16 protein-coding genes are annotated in these 18,631 nt (G+C 64.6%); 3 read left to right on the forward strand and 13 right to left on the reverse strand.

Annotation, left to right across the window (positions count from 1 at the left end):
- Window positions 1-23 precede the first annotated feature (23 nt).
- The gene (locus tag AC1DYR_RS20090; protein ID WP_477706658.1) at window positions 24-3,101 is read left to right on the forward strand and encodes an L-glutamate gamma-semialdehyde dehydrogenase; all 3,078 of its coding nucleotides are present in this window, start codon (window positions 24-26) and stop codon (window positions 3,099-3,101) included.
- Window positions 3,102-3,281: 180 nt separating this feature from the next.
- Here the strand turns inward: AC1DYR_RS20090 and AC1DYR_RS20095 are convergent, their stop codons facing one another.
- Window positions 3,282-3,926, reverse strand: a complete 645-nt coding sequence (locus tag AC1DYR_RS20095; protein ID WP_477706659.1) for an NAD(P)-dependent oxidoreductase — start codon at window positions 3,924-3,926, stop codon at window positions 3,282-3,284.
- Between the two features lie 98 nt (window positions 3,927-4,024).
- Here AC1DYR_RS20095 and AC1DYR_RS20100 point away from each other — a divergent pair, with 98 nt between their 5' ends.
- Window positions 4,025-4,969 (forward strand): LysR family transcriptional regulator, encoded by a 945-nt coding sequence (locus AC1DYR_RS20100; protein ID WP_477706660.1) that lies wholly within the window; start codon window positions 4,025-4,027, stop codon window positions 4,967-4,969.
- A gap of 22 nt (window positions 4,970-4,991) precedes the next feature.
- On the opposite strand, the gene AC1DYR_RS20105 is transcribed toward AC1DYR_RS20100, so the two are convergent.
- From AC1DYR_RS20105 to AC1DYR_RS20145, 9 genes are all read right to left on the reverse strand, one after another.
- Complete coding sequence (locus AC1DYR_RS20105) at window positions 4,992-5,132, reverse strand: hypothetical protein (protein ID WP_477706661.1); 141 nt, start codon at window positions 5,130-5,132, stop codon at window positions 4,992-4,994.
- Complete coding sequence (locus tag AC1DYR_RS20110; protein WP_477706662.1) at window positions 5,129-5,575, reverse strand: acyl-CoA thioesterase; 447 nt, start codon at window positions 5,573-5,575, stop codon at window positions 5,129-5,131. The genes AC1DYR_RS20105 and AC1DYR_RS20110 overlap by 4 nt, the downstream gene beginning before the upstream one ends.
- A gap of 27 nt (window positions 5,576-5,602) precedes the next feature.
- On the reverse strand, window positions 5,603-6,574 hold the full coding sequence (locus AC1DYR_RS20115; protein ID WP_477706663.1) for a dipeptidase: 972 nt from the start codon (window positions 6,572-6,574) through the stop codon (window positions 5,603-5,605).
- Between the two features lie 73 nt (window positions 6,575-6,647).
- Entirely contained in the window at window positions 6,648-7,412 is a 765-nt protein-coding gene (locus tag AC1DYR_RS20120) for an ABC transporter ATP-binding protein (RefSeq protein WP_477706753.1), read from the reverse strand.
- 23 nt (window positions 7,413-7,435) lie between these two features.
- The gene (locus AC1DYR_RS20125; RefSeq protein ID WP_477706664.1) at window positions 7,436-8,284 is read right to left on the reverse strand and encodes an ABC transporter ATP-binding protein; all 849 of its coding nucleotides are present in this window, start codon (window positions 8,282-8,284) and stop codon (window positions 7,436-7,438) included.
- The gene (gene nikC, locus AC1DYR_RS20130) at window positions 8,281-9,195 is read right to left on the reverse strand and encodes a nickel transporter permease (RefSeq protein ID WP_477706665.1); all 915 of its coding nucleotides are present in this window, start codon (window positions 9,193-9,195) and stop codon (window positions 8,281-8,283) included. Before nikC ends, AC1DYR_RS20125 begins: the two co-directional genes overlap by 4 nt.
- Window positions 9,192-10,286, reverse strand: a complete 1,095-nt coding sequence (locus tag AC1DYR_RS20135) for an ABC transporter permease (RefSeq protein ID WP_477706666.1) — start codon at window positions 10,284-10,286, stop codon at window positions 9,192-9,194. The genes nikC and AC1DYR_RS20135 overlap by 4 nt, the downstream gene beginning before the upstream one ends.
- Window positions 10,287-10,299: 13 nt before the next feature.
- Window positions 10,300-11,904 carry an ABC transporter substrate-binding protein gene (locus tag AC1DYR_RS20140; RefSeq protein WP_477706754.1) on the reverse strand — a complete coding sequence of 535 codons (1,605 nt, stop codon included), beginning with the start codon at window positions 11,902-11,904 and terminating at the stop codon, window positions 10,300-10,302.
- A gap of 465 nt (window positions 11,905-12,369) precedes the next feature.
- Entirely contained in the window at window positions 12,370-13,200 is an 831-nt protein-coding gene (locus AC1DYR_RS20145; RefSeq protein ID WP_477706667.1) for a YecA/YgfB family protein, read from the reverse strand.
- Window positions 13,201-13,318: 118 nt separating this feature from the next.
- Between AC1DYR_RS20145 and AC1DYR_RS20150 the strand changes: the two genes are divergently transcribed.
- Window positions 13,319-15,100: an FMN-binding glutamate synthase family protein gene (locus AC1DYR_RS20150; protein ID WP_477706668.1), complete on the forward strand. Its 1,782-nt coding sequence runs from the start codon at window positions 13,319-13,321 to the stop codon at window positions 15,098-15,100.
- A gap of 43 nt (window positions 15,101-15,143) precedes the next feature.
- Here AC1DYR_RS20150 and AC1DYR_RS20155 read toward each other — a convergent pair whose 3' ends face one another.
- From AC1DYR_RS20155 to AC1DYR_RS20165, 3 genes are read right to left on the reverse strand one after another with little or no spacing between them, the layout of a single operon-like run.
- On the reverse strand, window positions 15,144-15,563 hold the full coding sequence (locus AC1DYR_RS20155) for a putative toxin-antitoxin system toxin component, PIN family (protein ID WP_477706669.1): 420 nt from the start codon (window positions 15,561-15,563) through the stop codon (window positions 15,144-15,146).
- Window positions 15,560-16,990: a THUMP domain-containing class I SAM-dependent RNA methyltransferase gene (locus AC1DYR_RS20160; protein WP_477706670.1), complete on the reverse strand. Its 1,431-nt coding sequence runs from the start codon at window positions 16,988-16,990 to the stop codon at window positions 15,560-15,562. Before AC1DYR_RS20160 ends, AC1DYR_RS20155 begins: the two co-directional genes overlap by 4 nt.
- Before the next feature lie 42 nt (window positions 16,991-17,032).
- Window positions 17,033-18,568 (reverse strand): RNA polymerase factor sigma-54, encoded by a 1,536-nt coding sequence (locus AC1DYR_RS20165; protein WP_477706671.1) that lies wholly within the window; start codon window positions 18,566-18,568, stop codon window positions 17,033-17,035.
- Between the last annotated feature and the right edge of the window lie 63 nt (window positions 18,569-18,631).

Raw genomic sequence — 18,631 nt, forward strand, 5'->3', positions numbered from 1 at the left:
CGCTATTTACCGTGAAAACCTCCATGAACCATCTGCCTGCATCTCCTCGCCTGCCTGTTCCATACCGCCCTGAAGCCGACATCGTGGCCGCGCACCTGCAGCGCCTCGACGGGGCGCTCGACTGGGCGGCGGCGGCACACTCCGCCCAGCCCTGGGTGCACGCCGTGCGTGACAACCCGCCGCCGTTCTGGGCGATGGAAAGCCTGCTCAAGGAATACCCGATCTCCAGCGCGGAGGGCCTGGCCCTGATGCGGCTGGCCGAAGCCTTGTTGCGTGTGCCGGACGCCGAAACCGCGATTGCCCTGACGGCCGACCAGCTCGGCCGCGCCGATTTCGACAGCGCCGGCGACGGTGTGATGGCCCGCCTGTCGGCCTCGGCCATCGCCATGTCCAAGAAATTCCTGCCCGAAGGCGGCCAACCCCACATCATGAGCAAGCTGGGCGCGCGCACGGTGGTGGCGGCGACCTTGCGCGCCGTGCAATTGCTGGGCCGGCAGTTTGTGCTGGGCCAGACGATCGGCGACGCCATGAACGAGGCCGACGATTCCCGGAAGAAAATGGCCAACCTGCGCGTTCCGCCGCCGGGCCGCCCCAAGGCGGAACGGCCCCCTGAGGGGGCAGCGCAGCCCGCAGGGCAAGCGTGGGGGCTCAGATTTTCGTACGACATGCTGGGCGAGGGTGCGCGTACCGATGCCGACGCGTTGCGTTATCTCGCCAGTTATACGGATGCTATCAAATTCATAGCTTCTGGCGCTGATCCAGCGGGCGCTACCGAGCAAAACGACGGCATATCCATCAAGCTCAGCGCGCTGCACCCGCGCTACGAAGATGCCCAGCGCGAACGCGTGATGGCGGAGCTGGTGCCGCGTGTCTGGGGGCTGTGCGAGCTGTCGGCCCGGGCCAATATCAACCTCACCATCGACGCCGAAGAGGTCGACCGGCTGGAGCTGTCGCTGGATGTGTTTGAAGCCCTGGCCGCCCTGGTGGCAAAGCACCACCCGCAGTGGCAGGGCTTTGGCCTGGCCATGCAGGCCTACCAGACCCGCGCGCTGGAGCTGATCGAGCATATCGCCGCCATTGCCCGCAAATACAGGCTGCGCCTGATGTGCCGCCTGGTCAAGGGCGCCTACTGGGATTCGGAAATCAAGCGCGCACAGGAGATGGGCTTGCCGCACTACCCGGTGTTCACGCACAAGCACCACACCGATGTGTCTTACCTCGCCTGCGCGCAGGCCCTGCTGGCCGCGCCGGATGCCATCTACCCGCAGTTTGCCGGCCACAACGCTGCGACTATCGCCGCGATTTTGCAGATGGCATCCCGCAACGCCGTACCGTTCGAGCTGCAGCGCCTGCACGGCATGGGCGAAGGCGTGTTTCGCGAGGTGTTGAAGAACCCGCTGATCAGCTGCCGCGTGTACGCGCCCGTGGGCGCCCACCGCGACTTGCTGGCTTACCTGGTGCGCCGGCTGCTGGAGAACGGCGCCAACTCGTCCTTTGTGCACCAGCTGGCCGACGAGTCGGTCGGCATGGGCGAGCTGCTGACCTCACCGATGCGCCTGGAGCCCGTATCGTCTTTGCCGCTGCCGCCGGCCCTGTACGGCCCCGGCCGGCCCAACAGCCTGGGGCTGGACCTGACGGTGCAAAGCATGCGAGCGCCGCTGCTGGCTGCGCTGGCAACCACGCAGGTGCCCGTGGTGCCAGAGTTTGATGCCAAATCGGCCGCTAGCGCAATAACGGCATGCGCCAGCAGCTATCAAAAGTGGAGCAAAGTGGCCGTTGCCGAGCGCGCTGCCATGTTGCGCCGGGCCGCCGACGCGATGGAGCGGCAAATGCCGAAGTTCTGCGCGCTGCTGGTCAAGGAAGCCTTCAAGACCTGGGGCGACGCTGTGTCGGAAGTGCGCGAAGCGGTCGACTTCCTGCGCTATTACGCGGGCGAAGCCGAACGCATCATGCGGCCGGTGATGCTGCCCGGCCCCACCGGTGAAACCAACGAGCTGCGCCTCACAGCGCGCGGCGTCTGGGTCTGCATCAGCCCCTGGAATTTCCCGCTGGCCATCTTCACCGGCCAGGTTGCGGCCGCCCTGAGCACCGGCAACGCCGTGATGGCCAAGCCGGCCGAGCAAACGCCCGGCGTGGCCTTTGAAGCCGTGAAGCTGTTGCATGAAGCGGGCGTGCCCGAAGGCGCACTGCAATTGGCGCACGGCCCCGGCGAAACCGTAGGCGCCGCGCTGGTGGCTGCACCGCAGGTGGCCGGCGTGGTGTTCACCGGCTCCACCCAGGTCGCGAAAATCATCAACCGCGCGCTGGCCGCCAAAGACGGCCCCATCGTGCCACTGATCGCCGAGACGGGCGGCATCAACGCCATGCTGGTGGACAGCACGGCCTTGCCCGAGCAGGTGGCCGACGCGGTGGTGCAGAGCGCGTTCCGTTCCGCCGGCCAGCGCTGCTCGGCGCTGCGCCTGCTGTGCGTGCATGAGGGCATCGCCGACCATGTGATCGAGATGATCAAAGGCGCGGCCCAGGAGCTCGTGGTGGGCGAGACCGCGGACCTCGCCACCGATGTCGGACCGGTGATCGACCGCGAAGCCTACGACAACATCCTGAAGCACCTGCAGCGCCTGGGTTCTACGTCAAAAGTGCTTGTAGCCCAAGAAAAGCATGGGCATGTGGCTACTGATTTGATAGCAAACATCATTCCGCCCGCTGCTTTTGAAGTGCCCAGCCTGGCGGAAGTGAAAGACGAAATCTTCGGCCCCGTGCTGCAGGTGGTGCGCTGGGGCAGCGGCGCGCTGAAAGACCCGGAAGCCGTGATCGCGCAGGTTAACGCGCTGGGTTACGGCCTCACGCTCGGCATACAGACCCGCATTGACTCTCGCGCACAGGCGCTGGCCGCGGCGGCCCATGTGGGCAATATTTATGTGAACCGCAACATGATCGGCGCGGTGGTCGGGGTGCAACCCTTCGGCGGAGAAGGCCTGTCCGGCACGGGCCCCAAGGCAGGTGGACCGCATTACCTGTATCGCTTTTGTGCCGAGCAGACGGTGACGGTGAATACGACGGCGGCGGGGGGGAATGCGGCGCTCCTGGCCGGAGGGGCTTGACGACGGTTCCTGCTTGTGCCGACGGTGCGCCCTTTGCTGGGTGTTGCKGGCCGGGCAACCCCCGGCCAGCAACACCCAGCAAGGCACACGCCCATCAAATCAGCAACACTCCAAAAAAACCGCTATCAATTCAATAGCCGCCGATGAGCGTCCCTGTTGTTTGGAAGGCCAATATGACTATTAATTGGCAACCGTAAACCGGCGCCGCACATGTCGCGCGTTTTCAATCTCGTCCACGATGGCCACGGCCAGGTCGGGCACTGAAATACCGGCCGGCTTGTCACCCTGGCCGGGCAGCAGCTCGTCCGCACCCAGCCGGTATTTGCCGGTGCGTTCGCCGGGTGCCAAGCCAATGGGGGGCGAGACAAAGCTCCAGTCCAGCGAGGTTTCGAGCTTGAGCTGGTTCAGCGCCTCGCGTGCGGCTAGCGCGCCCTGCTTGTATTGCGCGGGAAACTCCGGCGTGTCCACCAGCTGCAGGCCCGGGGCCACATACAGGCTGCCGGCGCCACCCACCACGAGCAGGCGTTTGACGCCCGCCTGCTTGACGCCGCTCACGATGGCTTGGCTCGCCTCCAGGTGCAGGTCGTGGATTTTCGGCTCGCTCCAGCCCGGGTTGTAGGCGCTGATGACGGCATCGTGGCCCGCGGCCGCTTTGGCCACCTGACCGGCATTCAGCGCGTCGGCGGCGACCACCGTCAGGCCGGTTTGTGGGGTGACCTTGCCGGGGTTGCGGGCCAGCACGGTGACTTTGTGGCCGCGGTCCAGCAGTTCGGAAAGAATGGGTGCGCCAATAAAACCTGTGGCGCCGATCAGTGCGATGTTCATAAAAACTCCTGCGGGTTAAAAGAGCCTCTAGTTTCATTACTTCACCACAACCTGAATAGACGGCAAAATCGACCAACACTGTGAAGCAGGGCTAATTAATGAGCGATAAATCCATGGACCAGCTCAAGCGCATGGCCATTTTTGCCGAGGTGGTTGCCAAAGGGTCCCTGACTGCGGCTGCGCGGCAGCTGGGCATGACACCTTCGGCCGTGAGCCAGCATTTGCGGCAACTTGAGCAGTCGCTCGGCCTGGCCCTGTTGCACCGGTCCACCCGGCGCCTGACGCTGACAGAAGCGGGTGAGCGCTACCACGCCGGTTGCGCCGCCATGGTGGCGGCTGCGCGCTCGGCGGAACAGGCGCTGGTGCGGCTGCGTGACGAACCCGAAGGCGAACTGCGCCTGGCCGCGCCCGTCGGCTTTGGCAGTTTGCTGGCAGCAGCGTTGGCGCCGCTGCGCGGCCACCCCAAACTCACGCTGCGCCTGCTGCTGGACGACGCCCTGATCGATCTGATCGAGGATCGCGTGGATATCGCCCTGCGCGTCGGCACGTTGGGGGATTCATCGCTGGTGGCGCGCAAGCTCGGCAGCATGAAGCGCCAGCTGTGTGCTTCTCCGGCTTACCTCGCTGAACGCGGTTGGCCCGCGCACCCGCAAGACCTGCTGCAGCACGACTGGCTGGCCAGCAAGCCGCAAAGCCCGGGGGTTGACATGCTGGAGCTCGAAGGCCCGGGCGGTGAGCGGCAGGCCTTGCGTCTCGAGGCGCGCGTGCAGGCCACACAGGTCACGGCCCTGCATGCACTGTGCGTGGCGGGCTGGGGCATTGGCATGGCCGTGAGCGAGGACGACCGCGCGGCGCTGGCCGGCGGGCGCTTGCTGCCCATCCTGCCCGGCTGGCACATGACGGATGTGCCCGTATATGCCGTGACACCGCGCCGCGGCGAGCAGCCGGCCAAGGTGCGGCACACGCTGGATTTACTGGTGGCGTTTTTTGCCCATCGCGAAGGCAATGGCGATACCGTGGCGGGCAGGACTGGCGCCGCTTGATCAGTGGGCCGTGAACAGGTTCTTAAGGCGCGAAGTCGCGCAGGGCGAACTTCATCACGACAAAATTGACGCCCCACACCCTGGCCGCTGCCGGGGCGGCGGCCAGGTCAAGGCCCTTCAGGGTGTTGCTTCGTATCCGGTAGCGTTGTGCGCCGGCGCTCAAACCAGCTGCACGGAGCGCGCGGCATCCAGGTGCGCCTTCACACGCTGGGCCAGCGCGACGTCGCCGGGCGTTTCGGGCCGCCACTCCTGGGCGGGCAAGGCCTTGCCGTCCAGGTCTACCGCAACAAACACCACCAGGCATTCGGTGATGACCTGCATCTGCCCGACTTTCATGTCGCCGGCGCGCACTTCCACCGAGATGTTCAGGCTGGTCGTGCCGGTATAGGCCAGGCGGGCTTCGACTTCGACCAGGTCGCCGATCATGATGGGGCGCTGAAAACGTATGCTGCCCACCGACACGGTGACGCAATAACGTTTCGCCCAGCTGGTGGCGCAGGCGTAGCCGGCTTCGTCAATCCATTTCATGACGGTGCCGCCGTGCACTTTGCCGCCGAAGTTGACGGTGCTGGGTTCGGCCAGGAAGCGGAGGGTGATGGAGGACATGGAGGCTGCCGGTGTGTTGTGGGTTGTTCAGGCGTGCTGCCAGGCGATGGCGGCGACACGCATCATATTGTCGCCCATCACGGCTTCAACCTCGACCGGATTCAGGCCCACCTGGCGCAGCGCTTCGGGCAGCAGTTGCCAGGTTTCAACCGGCGTGTAAGTCATGCGCTGTACGGCGCGGTCATAGCCAGCCGATTTGGGCCACCAGTAGGTGGGGTCGTAGTCGCCGGGAGGGTTGTCATTGAGCTCGTCTTGCCGGAAGCTGATGTCCAGGCCAATGCCCGCATGCTGCGCGCCGACCAGGCCCGCCACATAGGCCACATGCCGTGCCATGTCGTCGGCCGTGGGGGTACGCGTACCCAGGAAGGCAGAGACGCCCGAGACGCACACCACGCCGCCGGTTGCGGCGCAGGCGCGTATCTGCTCGTCGGTGATGTTGCGCCCGTGCTCCACCAGCGCAAGCGGGTTGGCGTGGCTGAAGATCACCGGTTTGACCGAGGCGGCCATGATGTCCAGGCTGCAGCGGCGGCCGGTATGGGAGCAGTCCATCAAGAGGCCGGCCTCATTGACGGCCTGCACCATGCGCACACCCAGCGGTGTGAGGCCGCGCGCTTCGTCGTGGCAGCCGTCGGCCACGCTGTTGTTACGGTTGTAGGCGAAATGGATTTGCCGCACGCCGAGTTCGCGGTACAAGTTCACCATCTCGGGCCGCTCCTGCAGGGGCATCGCGCCTTCCAGGTCAAAGCCGATGGCAAGCTGGCCCGCCGCTGCAGCCTCGCGGATCTCGTCCACACTGGACACCAGCCGCCAGCGCTCGGGGTTTGCGGCGATCTTCGCGCGGAAGGCCGCAATGACCGCCATGATTTGCGCCACCGGGTTCATGTCCATGCCGACATTGACGGACACATAGTTCACGCCCGCGGTGCGCAACGCGTCCATCGGCGAGAAATCGGCCGCCGGATGCAATGGCAGGCAGGCGTGGGCTTCCCAGTGGATCATGGCGTGGGGTGGGGTGTTGAAGAGAAATTAAAGCATGCGGCGCTGCGGCGCGCCAGACCCACCTGGTAACGATTTACGCCGTAGCGGACACGTCGTCCGCTGCGCGGCGTTTGAACCCGGTGGAGGCTTCCATCAAACTCAGCGTGTAGGCATTCGTGACCTTGTGCGCCGCCAGGTCGGCCGAGGGCAGCATCTCCACCATCCGGCCGCGTTGCATCACCATCAGCCGTTCACACAGGTGCGTGACGACGGCCAGGTCGTGGCTCACCATGACAAAAGTCAGGCCGCGCCGGCGGCGCAGCTCTTCGAGCAGGTTGAGAACCTCCGCCTGCACCGAGGCGTCCAGCGCCGAGGTGGGTTCATCCAGCAACAAGATCTGCGGCTCCAGAATCAAAGCCCGCGCAATCGCGATGCGCTGGCGCTGCCCGCCCGAAAGCTGGTGCGGGTAGCGAAAACGAAAGCCCGTGCCCAGTCCGACTTCATCGAGCGCGCGTTCGATGCGCACCTCTGCGTTGCCGATGCCGTGAATGGCCAGCGGTTCGGCGAGAATGCGGTCTACCGTATGGCGCGGGTGCAGCGAGCCATACGGGTCCTGGAACACCATCTGCACCTGCCGCCTGAAGGCCTTGCTGCCGGGCGCGCTGTCCTGGCCCAGCAACTTGACGGTGCCGGCCGTGCGCGTTGCGAGCCCGCAGATGGCGCGCAGCACGGTGGATTTGCCGGACCCCGATTCGCCGACGATGCCGAAGCTTTCGCCGGGGTTCACGATGAAGGAGGTATCGGCGACGGCGACAAAGCTGTCGTACACCACGCGCAGGCCGCTGACTTCGAGACCCAGCGGTGCGGATGAAGCCACGGCGTTCACAGCGCCCACTCCGGTTGCCTGTCCAGCGTCGCCAGCGGATGCGTGGACGCGCCCAGCTGCGGCAGGCAAGCCATCAAGCCGCGTGTGTAGGGGTGCTGCGCGTTCGCCAGGCCGCCGGCGGCGAGCTCTTCCACCACTTTGCCGGCATACATCACCAGAATGCGGTCGCAGAAGGTGGACACCAGCCGCAGGTCGTGCGAGACCAAAATCAAGCCCATGCCGCGCTCAGCCACCAGCGTGTCGAGGATCGACAGCACCTGAAGTTGCACCGTCACATCCAGCGCCGAGGTCGGCTCGTCGGCGATCAGCAGGTCCGGGTCGGCGATCAGCATCATCGCGATCATGGCGCGCTGGCCCATGCCGCCCGACACCTCATGCGGGTAGAGCTTGTAGACGCGCGCCGGGTCGTCGATGCGCACGGACTCCAGCGCGGCGAGGGCCCGCTGTTTGGCTTCCGCCGATGAAACGCGGGTATGGGCTTGCAGCGTCTCCACGATCTGTGCGCCTATGGTCATGACCGGGTTCAGCGAAAACTTCGGATCCTGCAACACCATGGCAATGCGGCCGCCGCGCAGTTCGCGGCGTTGGGCGGGCGGGCAGCTGAGCAAGTCCATGCCGGCGAACTCAAGACGCCTGGCGCTGATGCGGCCTTCCGGCGCGGTCAGCCCCATGATGGCGCGGCCGGTTTGCGATTTGCCTGAGCCCGATTCGCCCACGATGCCCAGGCGCTCGCGGCCCAGCGTAAAGGACACACCGCGCACCGCCTCGGTCATGCCGCCGTCACGGCGCGGAAAGCTCACGCGCAAGTCGTCGACCACCAGCAGGGGCCTGTAGGCGCCCGTCATTTGGCGGCCTTCGGGTCCAGCGCATCGCGCAGGCCGTCACCCAGCAGGTTGAAGGCCAGGCTCACGACAAAAATCGCCGCGCCGGGCGCGGCGGCCACCCACCACTGGTCCAGCACATACAGGCGGCCGTTGGCGATCATCGCGCCCCACTCCGGCATGGGCGGCTGCGCGCCCAGGCCCAGAAAACCCAGCCCGGCGGCTGTCAGGATGATGCCGGCCATGTCCAGCGTGACACGCACGATCACCGACGACACGCACAGCGGCATGATGTGGCCCAGCACGATGCGCCAGGGCGACGCGCCCAGCAACTGCACAGCGGCGATGTAGTCGGTCTGCCGTATCGTCAATGTCTCGGCCCGCGCCATGCGCGCATAGGGCGGCCAGGAGGTAATGGCGATGGCGATCACCGCGTTCTGGATGCCGGGGCCAAGCGCCGCCACAAACGCCAGCGCCAGAATGAGACGCGGAAACGCCAGAAAAATATCGGTGATGCGCATAAGCACCGCATCAACCCAGCCGCCGGCATAACCCGCCACGGTGCCCACAATGAGGCCCAGCGGGGCTGCCAGCACCGCCACCAGAATCACCACCATCAGCGTGATGCGCGAGCCAATGATGATGCGTGAGAGGATGTCCCGTCCCTGGTCGTCGGTGCCGAACCAGTGCGCCCACGAAGGCGGCAGCAGGCGCGTGGTGCGCAGGTCACCGGTGTAGGCCGAATACGGCGCGAGCAGGTCGGCAAAAATCGCCGCGAGGATAAGCCCCAACACAATGAAGAGGCCCAGCATCGCCAGCCGGTTGCGCGAAAAATCGTGGCAGCCGTGGTACACGCGGCCCATGAAGGCCTGGCGGCGCGAGGCAGGGCGGTCGGTGTTCAGCCAGTCGCGCAGGGATGCAACCTTTGAAGTCATCGGATACGCGTCCTTGGGTCCAGCAGCTTGTACAGGACATCTGACAATAAATTCAAGCCGACAAAGATCGAGCCCACCACAATCGTGCCGCCCAGCACCGCATTCATGTCGGCGTTCTGCAGCGAGTTGGTGATGTAGAGACCCAGGCCCGGCCAGGCAAAGACGGTCTCCGTCAGCACAGAGCCCTCGAGCAGACCCGCATATGACAACGCGATCACCGTGACCAGCGGCACCATGGCATTGCGCAGCGCATGGCGCCAGATGATGCGCGACTCCGACAACCCCTTGGCGCGCGCGGCAATCACGTATTCCTGCGCGAGTTCATTGAGCATGAAGGAACGCGTCATGCGGCTGATATAGGCCAGCGCGAAATAGCCGAGCAGCGAAGCCGGCAATATCAGGTGCGAAAACACATTCCGAAAAGCCTCCCACTCGCCGGTCATGGCCGTGTCGAGCAGCAGCAGCCCGGTGATGGGCTTGAGTGTGTATTCATAACTCACGTCGATCCGGCCCGGCCCGGAGACCCAGCCCAGCCGCGCGTAAAACACCACCAGCGCCATCAGCCCCAGCCAGAAGATAGGCACCGAATAGCCCACCAGGCCGATCACGCGCACCACCTGGTCCACCAGCTTGCCGCGCCGCACTGCCGCCCACACCCCCAGCGGCACGCCCAGGCCTGCACCGATCAATATGCCCAGGCTCGCCAGCTCCAGCGTGGCGGGAAAGGCGCGCTTGATGTCCGTCATCACCGGGTTGGCCGTCAGCACCGAGACGCCGAAGTCGCCCTTGAGCACCTTGCCGATGTAGATGTAGAACTGCTCATACAGCGGCTTGTCCAGCCCCAGCTCCTGGCGCACCCGCTCGATCACGTGGGCCGGCGCGCGATCACCCACGATGGCCAGCACCGGGTCAATGGGGATCACCCGGCCGATGAAAAATGTGACCGCGAGCAGGCCCAGGTAGGTGAGCAAAATCACCACCAGGAAGTTGACTAAGCTCCTGGCGTACGGCGTGAAGCGCTGACCCGCCGTGCGCGTGGTCACCGCACTGAGCGGCGCCACACCGGCGGCTGTGGGGTCGGGAATGGCCAAAGTCGGTGGGCTATCAGCGCTTGGAGGCGTTGAACATGTAGTTGCTGTCGAAGGTGGGGCCCAGCTTCAGGCCGTCCACGTTGCTCCGGAAAGCCGCCACCTCAGTTTGCTGGTACAGCATGATGAAGGGGCTGGTCTTGCGGAACTCGGCCTGCAGGTCTTCATACATCTTCTTGCGCTTGCCGGCGTCGCGCTCGAGCACCGCCGCGTCCGACTGCTTGGTCAGCTCGGGAATCGCCCAGGCATTGCGCCAAGCCAGCGGCTTGGCCTTGGCATCGTCGGCGTTGTCGGGGTTGCGCGTGAAGGTGTCGGCGTTCGAATGCGGATCCCAGTAGTCGGCGCCCCACTGGCCGATGTACATGTCGTGGGTGCGGGCGCGGTACTTGGTCAGCGTCTGCTTGCCGTCGCCGGGAATGATCTCGACGTCGATGCCGGCCTGTTTGGCCGTCTGCTGGAAGGCCTCGGTGATGCCCTGCACCGGCTGGAGGGTGCGCATGTCGATGGTGACCTTGAAACCGTTGGGCAAGCCGGCCTTGGCGAGCAGTGCCTTGGCCTTGGCCACGTCGAGCTTGTAGGGCTTGACGGTGCTGGCGCCCAGCAAACCCCGCGGCAGAAAGTTCTGGTTGATCACGCCGATGTTCTTGACCAGCGTGTCGCCGATGGCGTCGTAATCGACCAGGTACTTCATGGCCTCGCGCACTTCGGGCTTGGCGAGGTTGGCATTCTTCTGGTTCAGGCTGATGTAGTAGACCGTGCCTTTGGGCGTGGAGGTCATCTTCACGTCCTTGTTGGCCGAGAGCGCGGCAATGTCCTGCGGGCTCAGGTTGCGGGCGATATCGATGTCGCCCTTTTCCAGCAGCAGGCGCTGCGTGGCCGATTCCTTGACGTGGCGGTAGATCACGCGGGCCAGCTTGGGCTTGGCGCCGTAGTAGTTGTCGTTGCGTTCCAGCGCCACGATTTCATTGGCACGCCATTCGCGGAGCTTGAGCGGGCCGGAGCCGGCGTAATTGGTCTTGAGCCAGGCGTAACCCCAATCACCGTTGACCTCTTTCGACTGCACCAGCTTCATGTCGACAATGCCGGCCACGTTGGCCGTCAGGCAGTTGAAGACAAAGGTGGGGGCATAGGCCTTGTCGGTTTCCAGGGTCAACATGGTCGGGCTGGTGGCCTTGATCTTGTCCTTGACGTTGGTCTTGGTGAAGCCAAACTGGGTCAGGATGAAGGCGGGGGACTTGTCGAGCACCACGGCGCGCTGCAGCGAATACGCCACTTCTTCGGCCGTGAGCGGATTGCCCGAGGCGAACTTGAGGCCTGGCTTGAGCTCGAAGGTATAGGTCTTGCCGTCGGCCGAGACGGTCCAGGATTTGGCCACGTCGCCCACCAGTTTGGACGGGTCGTTCACATCCAGGCGCAGCAGGCGGTCATAGGTGTTGCCCATGATTTCGCCGGCGGACAGCTCAAAGGCCTCGGCCGGGTCCATGGTGATGATGTCATCGAAACCGAAGGCCAGCACCAGCGTGTCCTTGGGCGTGGCGGCCAGCACGGCGCCGGCGCTGCAGGCCAGCATGGCGGCTGCGGCAGTGGCGCAAAGAACGCGGCGGCTGAGGAGGGGAAGCATGTGGTTCAAGATGATTTCCTTCGGTTGGACAGTCAAACAAACATTGCGCCTGACCGCTTGTGGCGGCCGCGCCCGGGGGTCTCAGGGATGAGCAGGAATCATGCCCATGCCGCTGGTGGTTGCCGCCGGTAACTTGTACATACAAGTCAGGAACCTGTTCACGGTCCGGGCGACTGATGCATTCTGCGCCGCCGACCGCGCGCGTCAAGACCCGGGTTTTCCGCGATTGCTGACTTCATGAAAACCGGCGGTCCGGCGGCGGCCCGCCTGGCCGCCGCCCATGTACGCCAACACCGTTGCCCCAAAAATGTGTCCAGAAGCCGCCTTCCAGCGTGACGCGGTACTTTTTGAGGGGTGGAAGTGGCTAGAGGCCAATTAAATCGGGCGCGACAAGCTATGAAATCGATAGCGATCATTCAGTGCGTCCGGACCCGGCAAGGGACACCCGCCCTCAGATCACGGCCTTTACCCCGCTCCGTGACATTTCTTGTATTTCTTCCCGCTACCGCAATAACACAGGTCGTTGCGCCCGGGCGTGGCCTCCACCCGCACCGTCTCGACCTTGGGGCCCATGGTCTTCCACAGCTCACGCAAGTCATACACCGCCCAGATGGCCTCGCCAAACGCGTTGAGCCTGGCAATGCTGGTGCTGGGCGTGCCGTCTTCGCTCAGGGGTGACACCTCGGGCTGGGCGTTGTCGTCTTCGGTCATGGCGACCACGGCCTGCAGGGCGCCATCGAGCCACCTGGCGGCGTCTTTGTCACGCGGCGCCATCCACTCGTCGGGCCAGCTCTCGACGGCAAACATGAAGCCCAGCGCCCAGACCTGCGCGAAGGCGGGCAGGTCTTCACCCTTGAAAGCGGCACGTTCGTCGGGCGGCATGTCGGCCACGGCGCCGCGTATGTCCATGACCTCGGGGTGGTAGCAGTTGTCGTCTTCGAGCGAATCCACTTCAGCGTCCAGCGCCGTTTCGACTTCCTGCCAGCGCTGGTTCCAGAGCATGAGAAAGCGTTCACGTTGCGCCTCGCCGGCGAACGAACCGCCTTCCGGATCCGGCGCCTCGCCCTCAGCGGGCACGGCCAGCAGCACGGGCAGGTATTCGGCTGCCTCGATGGGCCGGCGCGAGCAGATCACGGCAGCCATGAAGCCTTCGCAGAATTCCCACTGCGGTGTTTCGTCGTAACGGGTGCGCAGGTCGTCGAGGATGGCATCGAGCTCGTCGAACGCCTCGACTTCCAGGAAAACCGGCTCCGGCGAGGGCTTTGAGGGGATGACGGATTTGGGGGTGGGCTTCATGAAAAAACAGTTCTGAGCGTCACGTGAGGCTCTTATGATGCAAAGTGTATCTGGCGCGTCGCGGCTGTATGCCTGTGTTTTGTGCCCTTTTGTGACCCCCTCCCACGGAAGCCCTGTCATGTTTCTTCAACGCCTGGATGCCTGGTTCCCCGTCCGTTACACCTTTATGGCCCTGTGCGGGCTTGCTGCGCTGCTGGGGCTGCTCGGCCTGATGGTTTTTGGCGTCGGGAAGCTGGCCCTGGTATCCCTGGTGGCCGGCGTGGTGCTGGTGTGTGTCGGTGTGCGCGACTTGCGGCAAACGCGCCATGCCGTGCTGCGCAACTACCCGGTCATCGGCCACCTGCGTTTCCTGTTTGAGTACATCCGGCCCGAAATGCGCCAGTACTTCATCGAAAGCGACAGCGAGGCCACGCCGTTTTCACGCGCCCAGCGCTCGCTGGTGTACCAGCGCGCCAAGGGCGAACCCGACAACCGGCCTTTCGGCACGCAGCTTGACGTCGGCGCGCAGGGGTATGAGTGGGTCAACCATTCGATGTCGCCAACCAAACTGCCAACCCACGACTTCCGTGTGTGGATAGGCGGCACGCCCGAGCTTCCGTCGCCCTCGGTGGAGCCCTGCACACAGCCTTACCACGCCAGCGTGTTCAACATCTCGGCGCTGAGCTTCGGATCGCTCTCTGCCAATGCCATCATGGCACTGAACAAGGGCGCCAAACTTGGCGGCTTCGCGCACGACACGGGCGAGGGCTCGATCTCGCAGCACCACCGGCTGCACGGCGGCGACCTGATCTGGGAAATCGGCTCGGGTTACTTCGGCTGCCGCAATGAGGACGGCAGCTTCAGCGAAGAGCGCTTCGCGGCCAACGCGCAAGACCCGCAGGTCAAGCTGATCGAGCTCAAGATGAGCCAGGGCGCCAAGCCCGGCCATGGCGGCATCCTGCCGGGGCCGAAGGTCACCGAGGAAATCTCGGCGGCGCGCGGTGTGCCGCAGGGCAAGGACTGCATTTCGCCCTCCAGCCACAGTGCGTTTTCCACGCCGGTCGAGATGATGCATTTCATCGCCAAACTGCGAAAGTTGTCGGGCGGCAAACCAACCGGCTTCAAGTTCTGCATCGGCCACCCCTGGGAATGGTTTGCGATTGTGAAAGCCATGCTGGAGACCGGCATCACGCCGGACTTCATCGTGGTGGACGGCGCCGAGGGCGGCACGGGCGCAGCGCCGGTTGAATTCACCGACCACGTGGGCGCGCCGCTGCAAGAGGGCCTGCTGCTGGTGCACAACACGCTGATCGGTGTGAACCTGCGCAGCCGTGTGTCCATCGGCGCGGCCGGCAAGGTGGTGAGCGCCTTTGACATGGTGCGCCTGATGGCGCTGGGCGCCGACTGGTGCAACGCGGGGCGCGGCTTCATGATGGCGCTGGGCTGCATCCAGGCGCAAAGCTGCCACACCGGTAAATGCCCGACGGGCGTCACCACGCAAGACCCGGTGCGCCAGCAGGCACTGGTGGTGCCCGACAAGGCCGAGCGCGTGCGCAACTTTCACCGCAGCACGCTGCATGCGCTGCAGGAGCTGGTGCAAGCCGCGGGCCTGTGCCACCCGCGCGAAGTCAACGCGCATCACATCGTGCGGCGCCTGACGGACACCGAGGTGCGGCTGCTCAGCAACCTCATCATGCAGGTCGAGCCCGGCGCGCTGCTGGGCTCGCTGGAAAAACAGAACACGGTGTTCAGCTACTACTGGCCGCTGGCCAGCGCGCACAGTTTTCGCGCCAACGGCGTAGGGCCCGGGGGCCACATGCCTGCGCAGGCCAATGGCATCCGTGTGCCGGTGACGGGTGATGCCTCGGCGGTATCGGGGGCAGTTCCCTCCGGCGCCTCCGCAGAGCGCGCTGCGGGTTAAACGCCTGTCACGGCATTCCGGTTCATGTACGGGTCGCTATCAATTAAATAGCTGCTTGCGCCCGTATTCCCTTGGTCAGGAGCCTTTTTTTCATTGAAAGCACGTGCCGGTCCTTGCTGAGCAGCAAGGCCTTGGCGGCCACCGCCAGGTCGATGAACTTCTGGTCGTCGGCATCGCTGCAGGTGACGCCCGCCTTGGCGGCCACCTCCGTCAGGCGTGCATGCCGGTCAAAGGCGGCCAGCACATCACCGGCGCTTAATTCGTAAAACGCCAGGCGGGGAATGATTTGCGGATAGGCCAGCACGCGCTCAAGCTCGTCGCGCATGGCCTGCGTGGCCAGCCAGTCGAGCTCGCCGGCCTCCAGCGCTTTTTTCAGTGGCTGCGCTGCCGCATCGTTGAAAACAAACACGTCGAGGACGATGTTGGTGTCCAGCACGACAGGCTGGCGCACTGAGGCCGTCACGCCGCCGGCTCGTTCGGTGGGGTGGGGGTGGCTGCGCCCGGCTTGCCGCGTGCGGAGCCCGTCACCATGTCAAAGCGGAACAGGCGGCATTCGATGGGGCCATTCCACATCGGCACGCGGCGCGATTCTTTCAGGCGCATCTTGCCCGGCAGCTTGAGGTCGGGCGTGAGCACGTGAGCGGTCCAGCCGGCGTAGTTTTTCTTCCAGTGCGCAGCCAGTTGCGGAAAAAAATCGGTCGCTTCTTCGCCCCAGGCGTTTTGCGCCTGCTCGCGGCCGGGGTTGGCAGAACGGTCGCGCGATGTTTCGAAGGCGGGTTCTTCACGCGTGTCGCCTTGGTCACCGCTGTCCCGGTTCAGCGGCTGGCCAAATTCATCGATCGGCTGGTTGCGGTGGTCCTGCTGCACGCGTCCTCCGGCATGTCCTTGCTGGCGGCGCTGGTCGCGCCCCTGCAGGCCGGTGATGCCGGCCACGCCTGCCACATCGATACGTTCGCCGTAAGGCGGGTTCACCAGCATCACGCCCGACGGCGCGGGCGGCATGCGCTGCAAGGCATCGCCGCCGCGAAATTCCACCGCATTGGCTACGCCCGCACGTTCGGCATTGCGTTCGGCAAAGTCGACCATGCGGAAAGACACGTCGCTGCCGAACACCTTGGCCGTGGGTTCCGTGATGGCGGCCTCGGCCTGGTCGAGCAGGCCGTCCCACACATGGCCCTGGAAGGGCAAGTATTTCTGAAAGGCAAAACGGCGATTGATACCGGGTGCGATGTTGCAGGCGATCTGCGCGGCTTCAATCGCGATGGTGCCCGAGCCACAGCAGGGGTCGTACAGCGGCACGCCGTCTTTGCAGAGCTGGTCCCAGCCGCTGGCGGCGATCATGGCAGCGGCTAACGTTTCCTTCAGCGGCGCGTCGCCCTTGTCTTCACGCCAGCCGCGCTTGAAGAGCGGCTCACCCGAGGTGTCGATATAAACCGTAACGGTGTCGGTCGTCAGGTGCACGTAGATACGCACATCAGGCCAGCGCGTGTCGACGCTGGGCCGCACGTCATCGAACTTGGCGCGAAAGCGGTCGGCAATCGCGTCCTTGATCTTCAGCGCCGCGAAGTTCAGGCTTTGCAGCGGGCTGTGCTGGGCGGTGATCTCGACCTTGAAGGTCTGTTTGGGCGTGAACCAGATTTCCCAGGCCACGTTGGCAGCAGCGTTGTAGAGGTCTTGTTCGCTGCGGTACTGGTTGTGCTGCAGCTCGATCAGCACGCGCTGCGCCAGGCGGCTGTGCAGGTTGAGCTGCAGGGCGTCGCGCCATGAGGCCTGCAGTTGCACGCCCGCGCGCCAGGCTTTGCCGTCGATACCGGTGACACGCTTGACCTCGGTGGCCAGCAAGGTTTCGACACCTGCGGCGCACGGTAGAAAGAGTTGGAGTTGATTCATGACTGACTTTGAGGGGCGGGGCTGCGCGGCCTGATCGGGCGGCTAGAGTGATTTGCGCAAATTGGCGGGCGCGATGCGCAGGGCTTCGCGGTACTTGGCCACGGTGCGGCGCGCGCATTCAATGCCCTGCTCTTTCAGCATCTCGGAAATCTGGTTGTCGCTGAGAGGCTTCTTGAGGCTTTCGGACGAGACGAACTGCTTGATCAGCGCGCGCACCGCCGTGCTGGAGGCATTGCCGCCGGTTTCGGTGCCGAGTGCGGAGCCAAAGAAATACTTGAGCTCGAAGGTGCCGAAGGGCGTACCCATGTACTTGGCCGTGGTCACGCGTGAGATGGTGGACTCATGCAGGCCCAGCTCGTCGGCAATTTCGCGCAGCACCAGCGGGCGCATGGCGAGTTCGCCGTGTGTGAAGAAGTTTTTCTGCCGCTCCACAATCGCGCTGCTCACGCGCAGGATGGTGTCAAAGCGCTGCTGGATGTTCTTGATGAACCAGCGGGCTTCCTGCAGGCGCTGCTGCAAGGCCTGGCCACCCTGGCCCTTGTGCTGCTTGAGGGCATTGGCGTAAATGTCGTGCACGCGCAGGCGCGGCATGACGTCGCCATTGAGCGAAACCTTGAAGCCCCGGCCCGATTTGATGACGATGACGTCGGGAACGATCAGGTTGCGCTCCACGTTCACAAAGCGGCGCCCGGGCTTGGGGTCGAGCCGGCCAATCACCGTGATCGCGCCCTTGATGGCGGCTTCGGTGAACCCACACAGGTGCGACAGGCGCTTGACGTCGCGCTTGGCCAGCAGCTCCATGGGTTGCTTGCACATGGCAATGGCTGCGCGGGTTTCTTCGCAGTCCTTGCAGTCCAGCAGCTGCAGGCTCAGGCATTCGGCCAGGTTGCGCGCACCGACACCGGCCGGCTCCATGTGGTGCAGCAGCTTGAGCGCCATCGCAAAACGCTGCTCCAGCTCTTCCGCCTGCGCCATGTCATCTCCTGCAAGACCGGCCGCGAGCGACGCCAGGCTGTCTTCAAGGTAGCCGTCGTCGTTGAGCGACTCAATGAGGAAGTGCAGCGCGGCGCGGTCTTCTTCCGACAGGCGCAGGCTCAGCGACTGACGGTGCAGGTGGTCCTGTAGCGATTCATGGCTGCCGGTCAGGTCAGACGCCTCGGCTTCGCTCTCTTCATTGTTATTCTTGCGCGGCGGCGCATCGCTGCCCCACTCGCTGTCGTCGGGCGTGGTTTCTACCGTGCCATCGCCTTCCCAGCTTTCCTCGAGCTTGGGCTCCGCACTGACTTCGGTGTCATTTGGGGCTGTAGCGCTAGTCTCGTCTGTGCCGCCAGCTATCGAATCCGTAGCAGATTCAAACTCGCGGCTGTCCTGGCTCACCGGTGTGTTGATGTGCTCCAGCCCAAACTCTTCGCGCACCGCCGTCTCTTCCGACACTTCCAGAAACGGGTTTTCATCGAGCATCTGCTCGACCTCCTGGCTCAGCTCGAGCGTCGACAGCTGCAACAGCCGGATCGACTGCTGCAACTGGGGCGTCAACGCAAGATGCTGCGAGACGCGGAGTGACAGACCTTGTTTCACTGGAGGTTTAACTTGGCTCGTTGATAAAAGAGCGGAAAGAATTTTTCAAGCAGGGGCCGCGGA

Source organism: Polaromonas sp. P1_F9 (assembly GCF_056405615.1).

What these genes read in the sequence shown, in the direction of transcription:
- AC1DYR_RS20090 (WP_477706658.1), top strand. Translation starts at nt 24, where the DNA reads ATGAACCATCTGCCTGCATCTCCTCGCCTGCCTGTTCCATACCGCCCT.
- AC1DYR_RS20095 (WP_477706659.1), bottom strand. Translation starts at nt 3,926, where the DNA reads ATGAACATCGCACTGATCGGCGCCACAGGTTTTATTGGCGCACCCATT.
- AC1DYR_RS20100 (WP_477706660.1), top strand. Translation starts at nt 4,025, where the DNA reads ATGAGCGATAAATCCATGGACCAGCTCAAGCGCATGGCCATTTTTGCC.
- AC1DYR_RS20110 (WP_477706662.1), bottom strand. Translation starts at nt 5,575, where the DNA reads ATGTCCTCCATCACCCTCCGCTTCCTGGCCGAACCCAGCACCGTCAAC.
- AC1DYR_RS20115 (WP_477706663.1), bottom strand. Translation starts at nt 6,574, where the DNA reads ATGATCCACTGGGAAGCCCACGCCTGCCTGCCATTGCATCCGGCGGCC.
- AC1DYR_RS20125 (WP_477706664.1), bottom strand. Translation starts at nt 8,284, where the DNA reads ATGACGGGCGCCTACAGGCCCCTGCTGGTGGTCGACGACTTGCGCGTG.
- nikC (WP_477706665.1), bottom strand. Translation starts at nt 9,195, where the DNA reads ATGACTTCAAAGGTTGCATCCCTGCGCGACTGGCTGAACACCGACCGC.
- AC1DYR_RS20140 (WP_477706754.1), bottom strand. Translation starts at nt 11,904, where the DNA reads ATGCTTCCCCTCCTCAGCCGCCGCGTTCTTTGCGCCACTGCCGCAGCC.
- AC1DYR_RS20145 (WP_477706667.1), bottom strand. Translation starts at nt 13,200, where the DNA reads ATGAAGCCCACCCCCAAATCCGTCATCCCCTCAAAGCCCTCGCCGGAG.
- AC1DYR_RS20150 (WP_477706668.1), top strand. Translation starts at nt 13,319, where the DNA reads ATGTTTCTTCAACGCCTGGATGCCTGGTTCCCCGTCCGTTACACCTTT.
- AC1DYR_RS20160 (WP_477706670.1), bottom strand. Translation starts at nt 16,990, where the DNA reads ATGAATCAACTCCAACTCTTTCTACCGTGCGCCGCAGGTGTCGAAACC.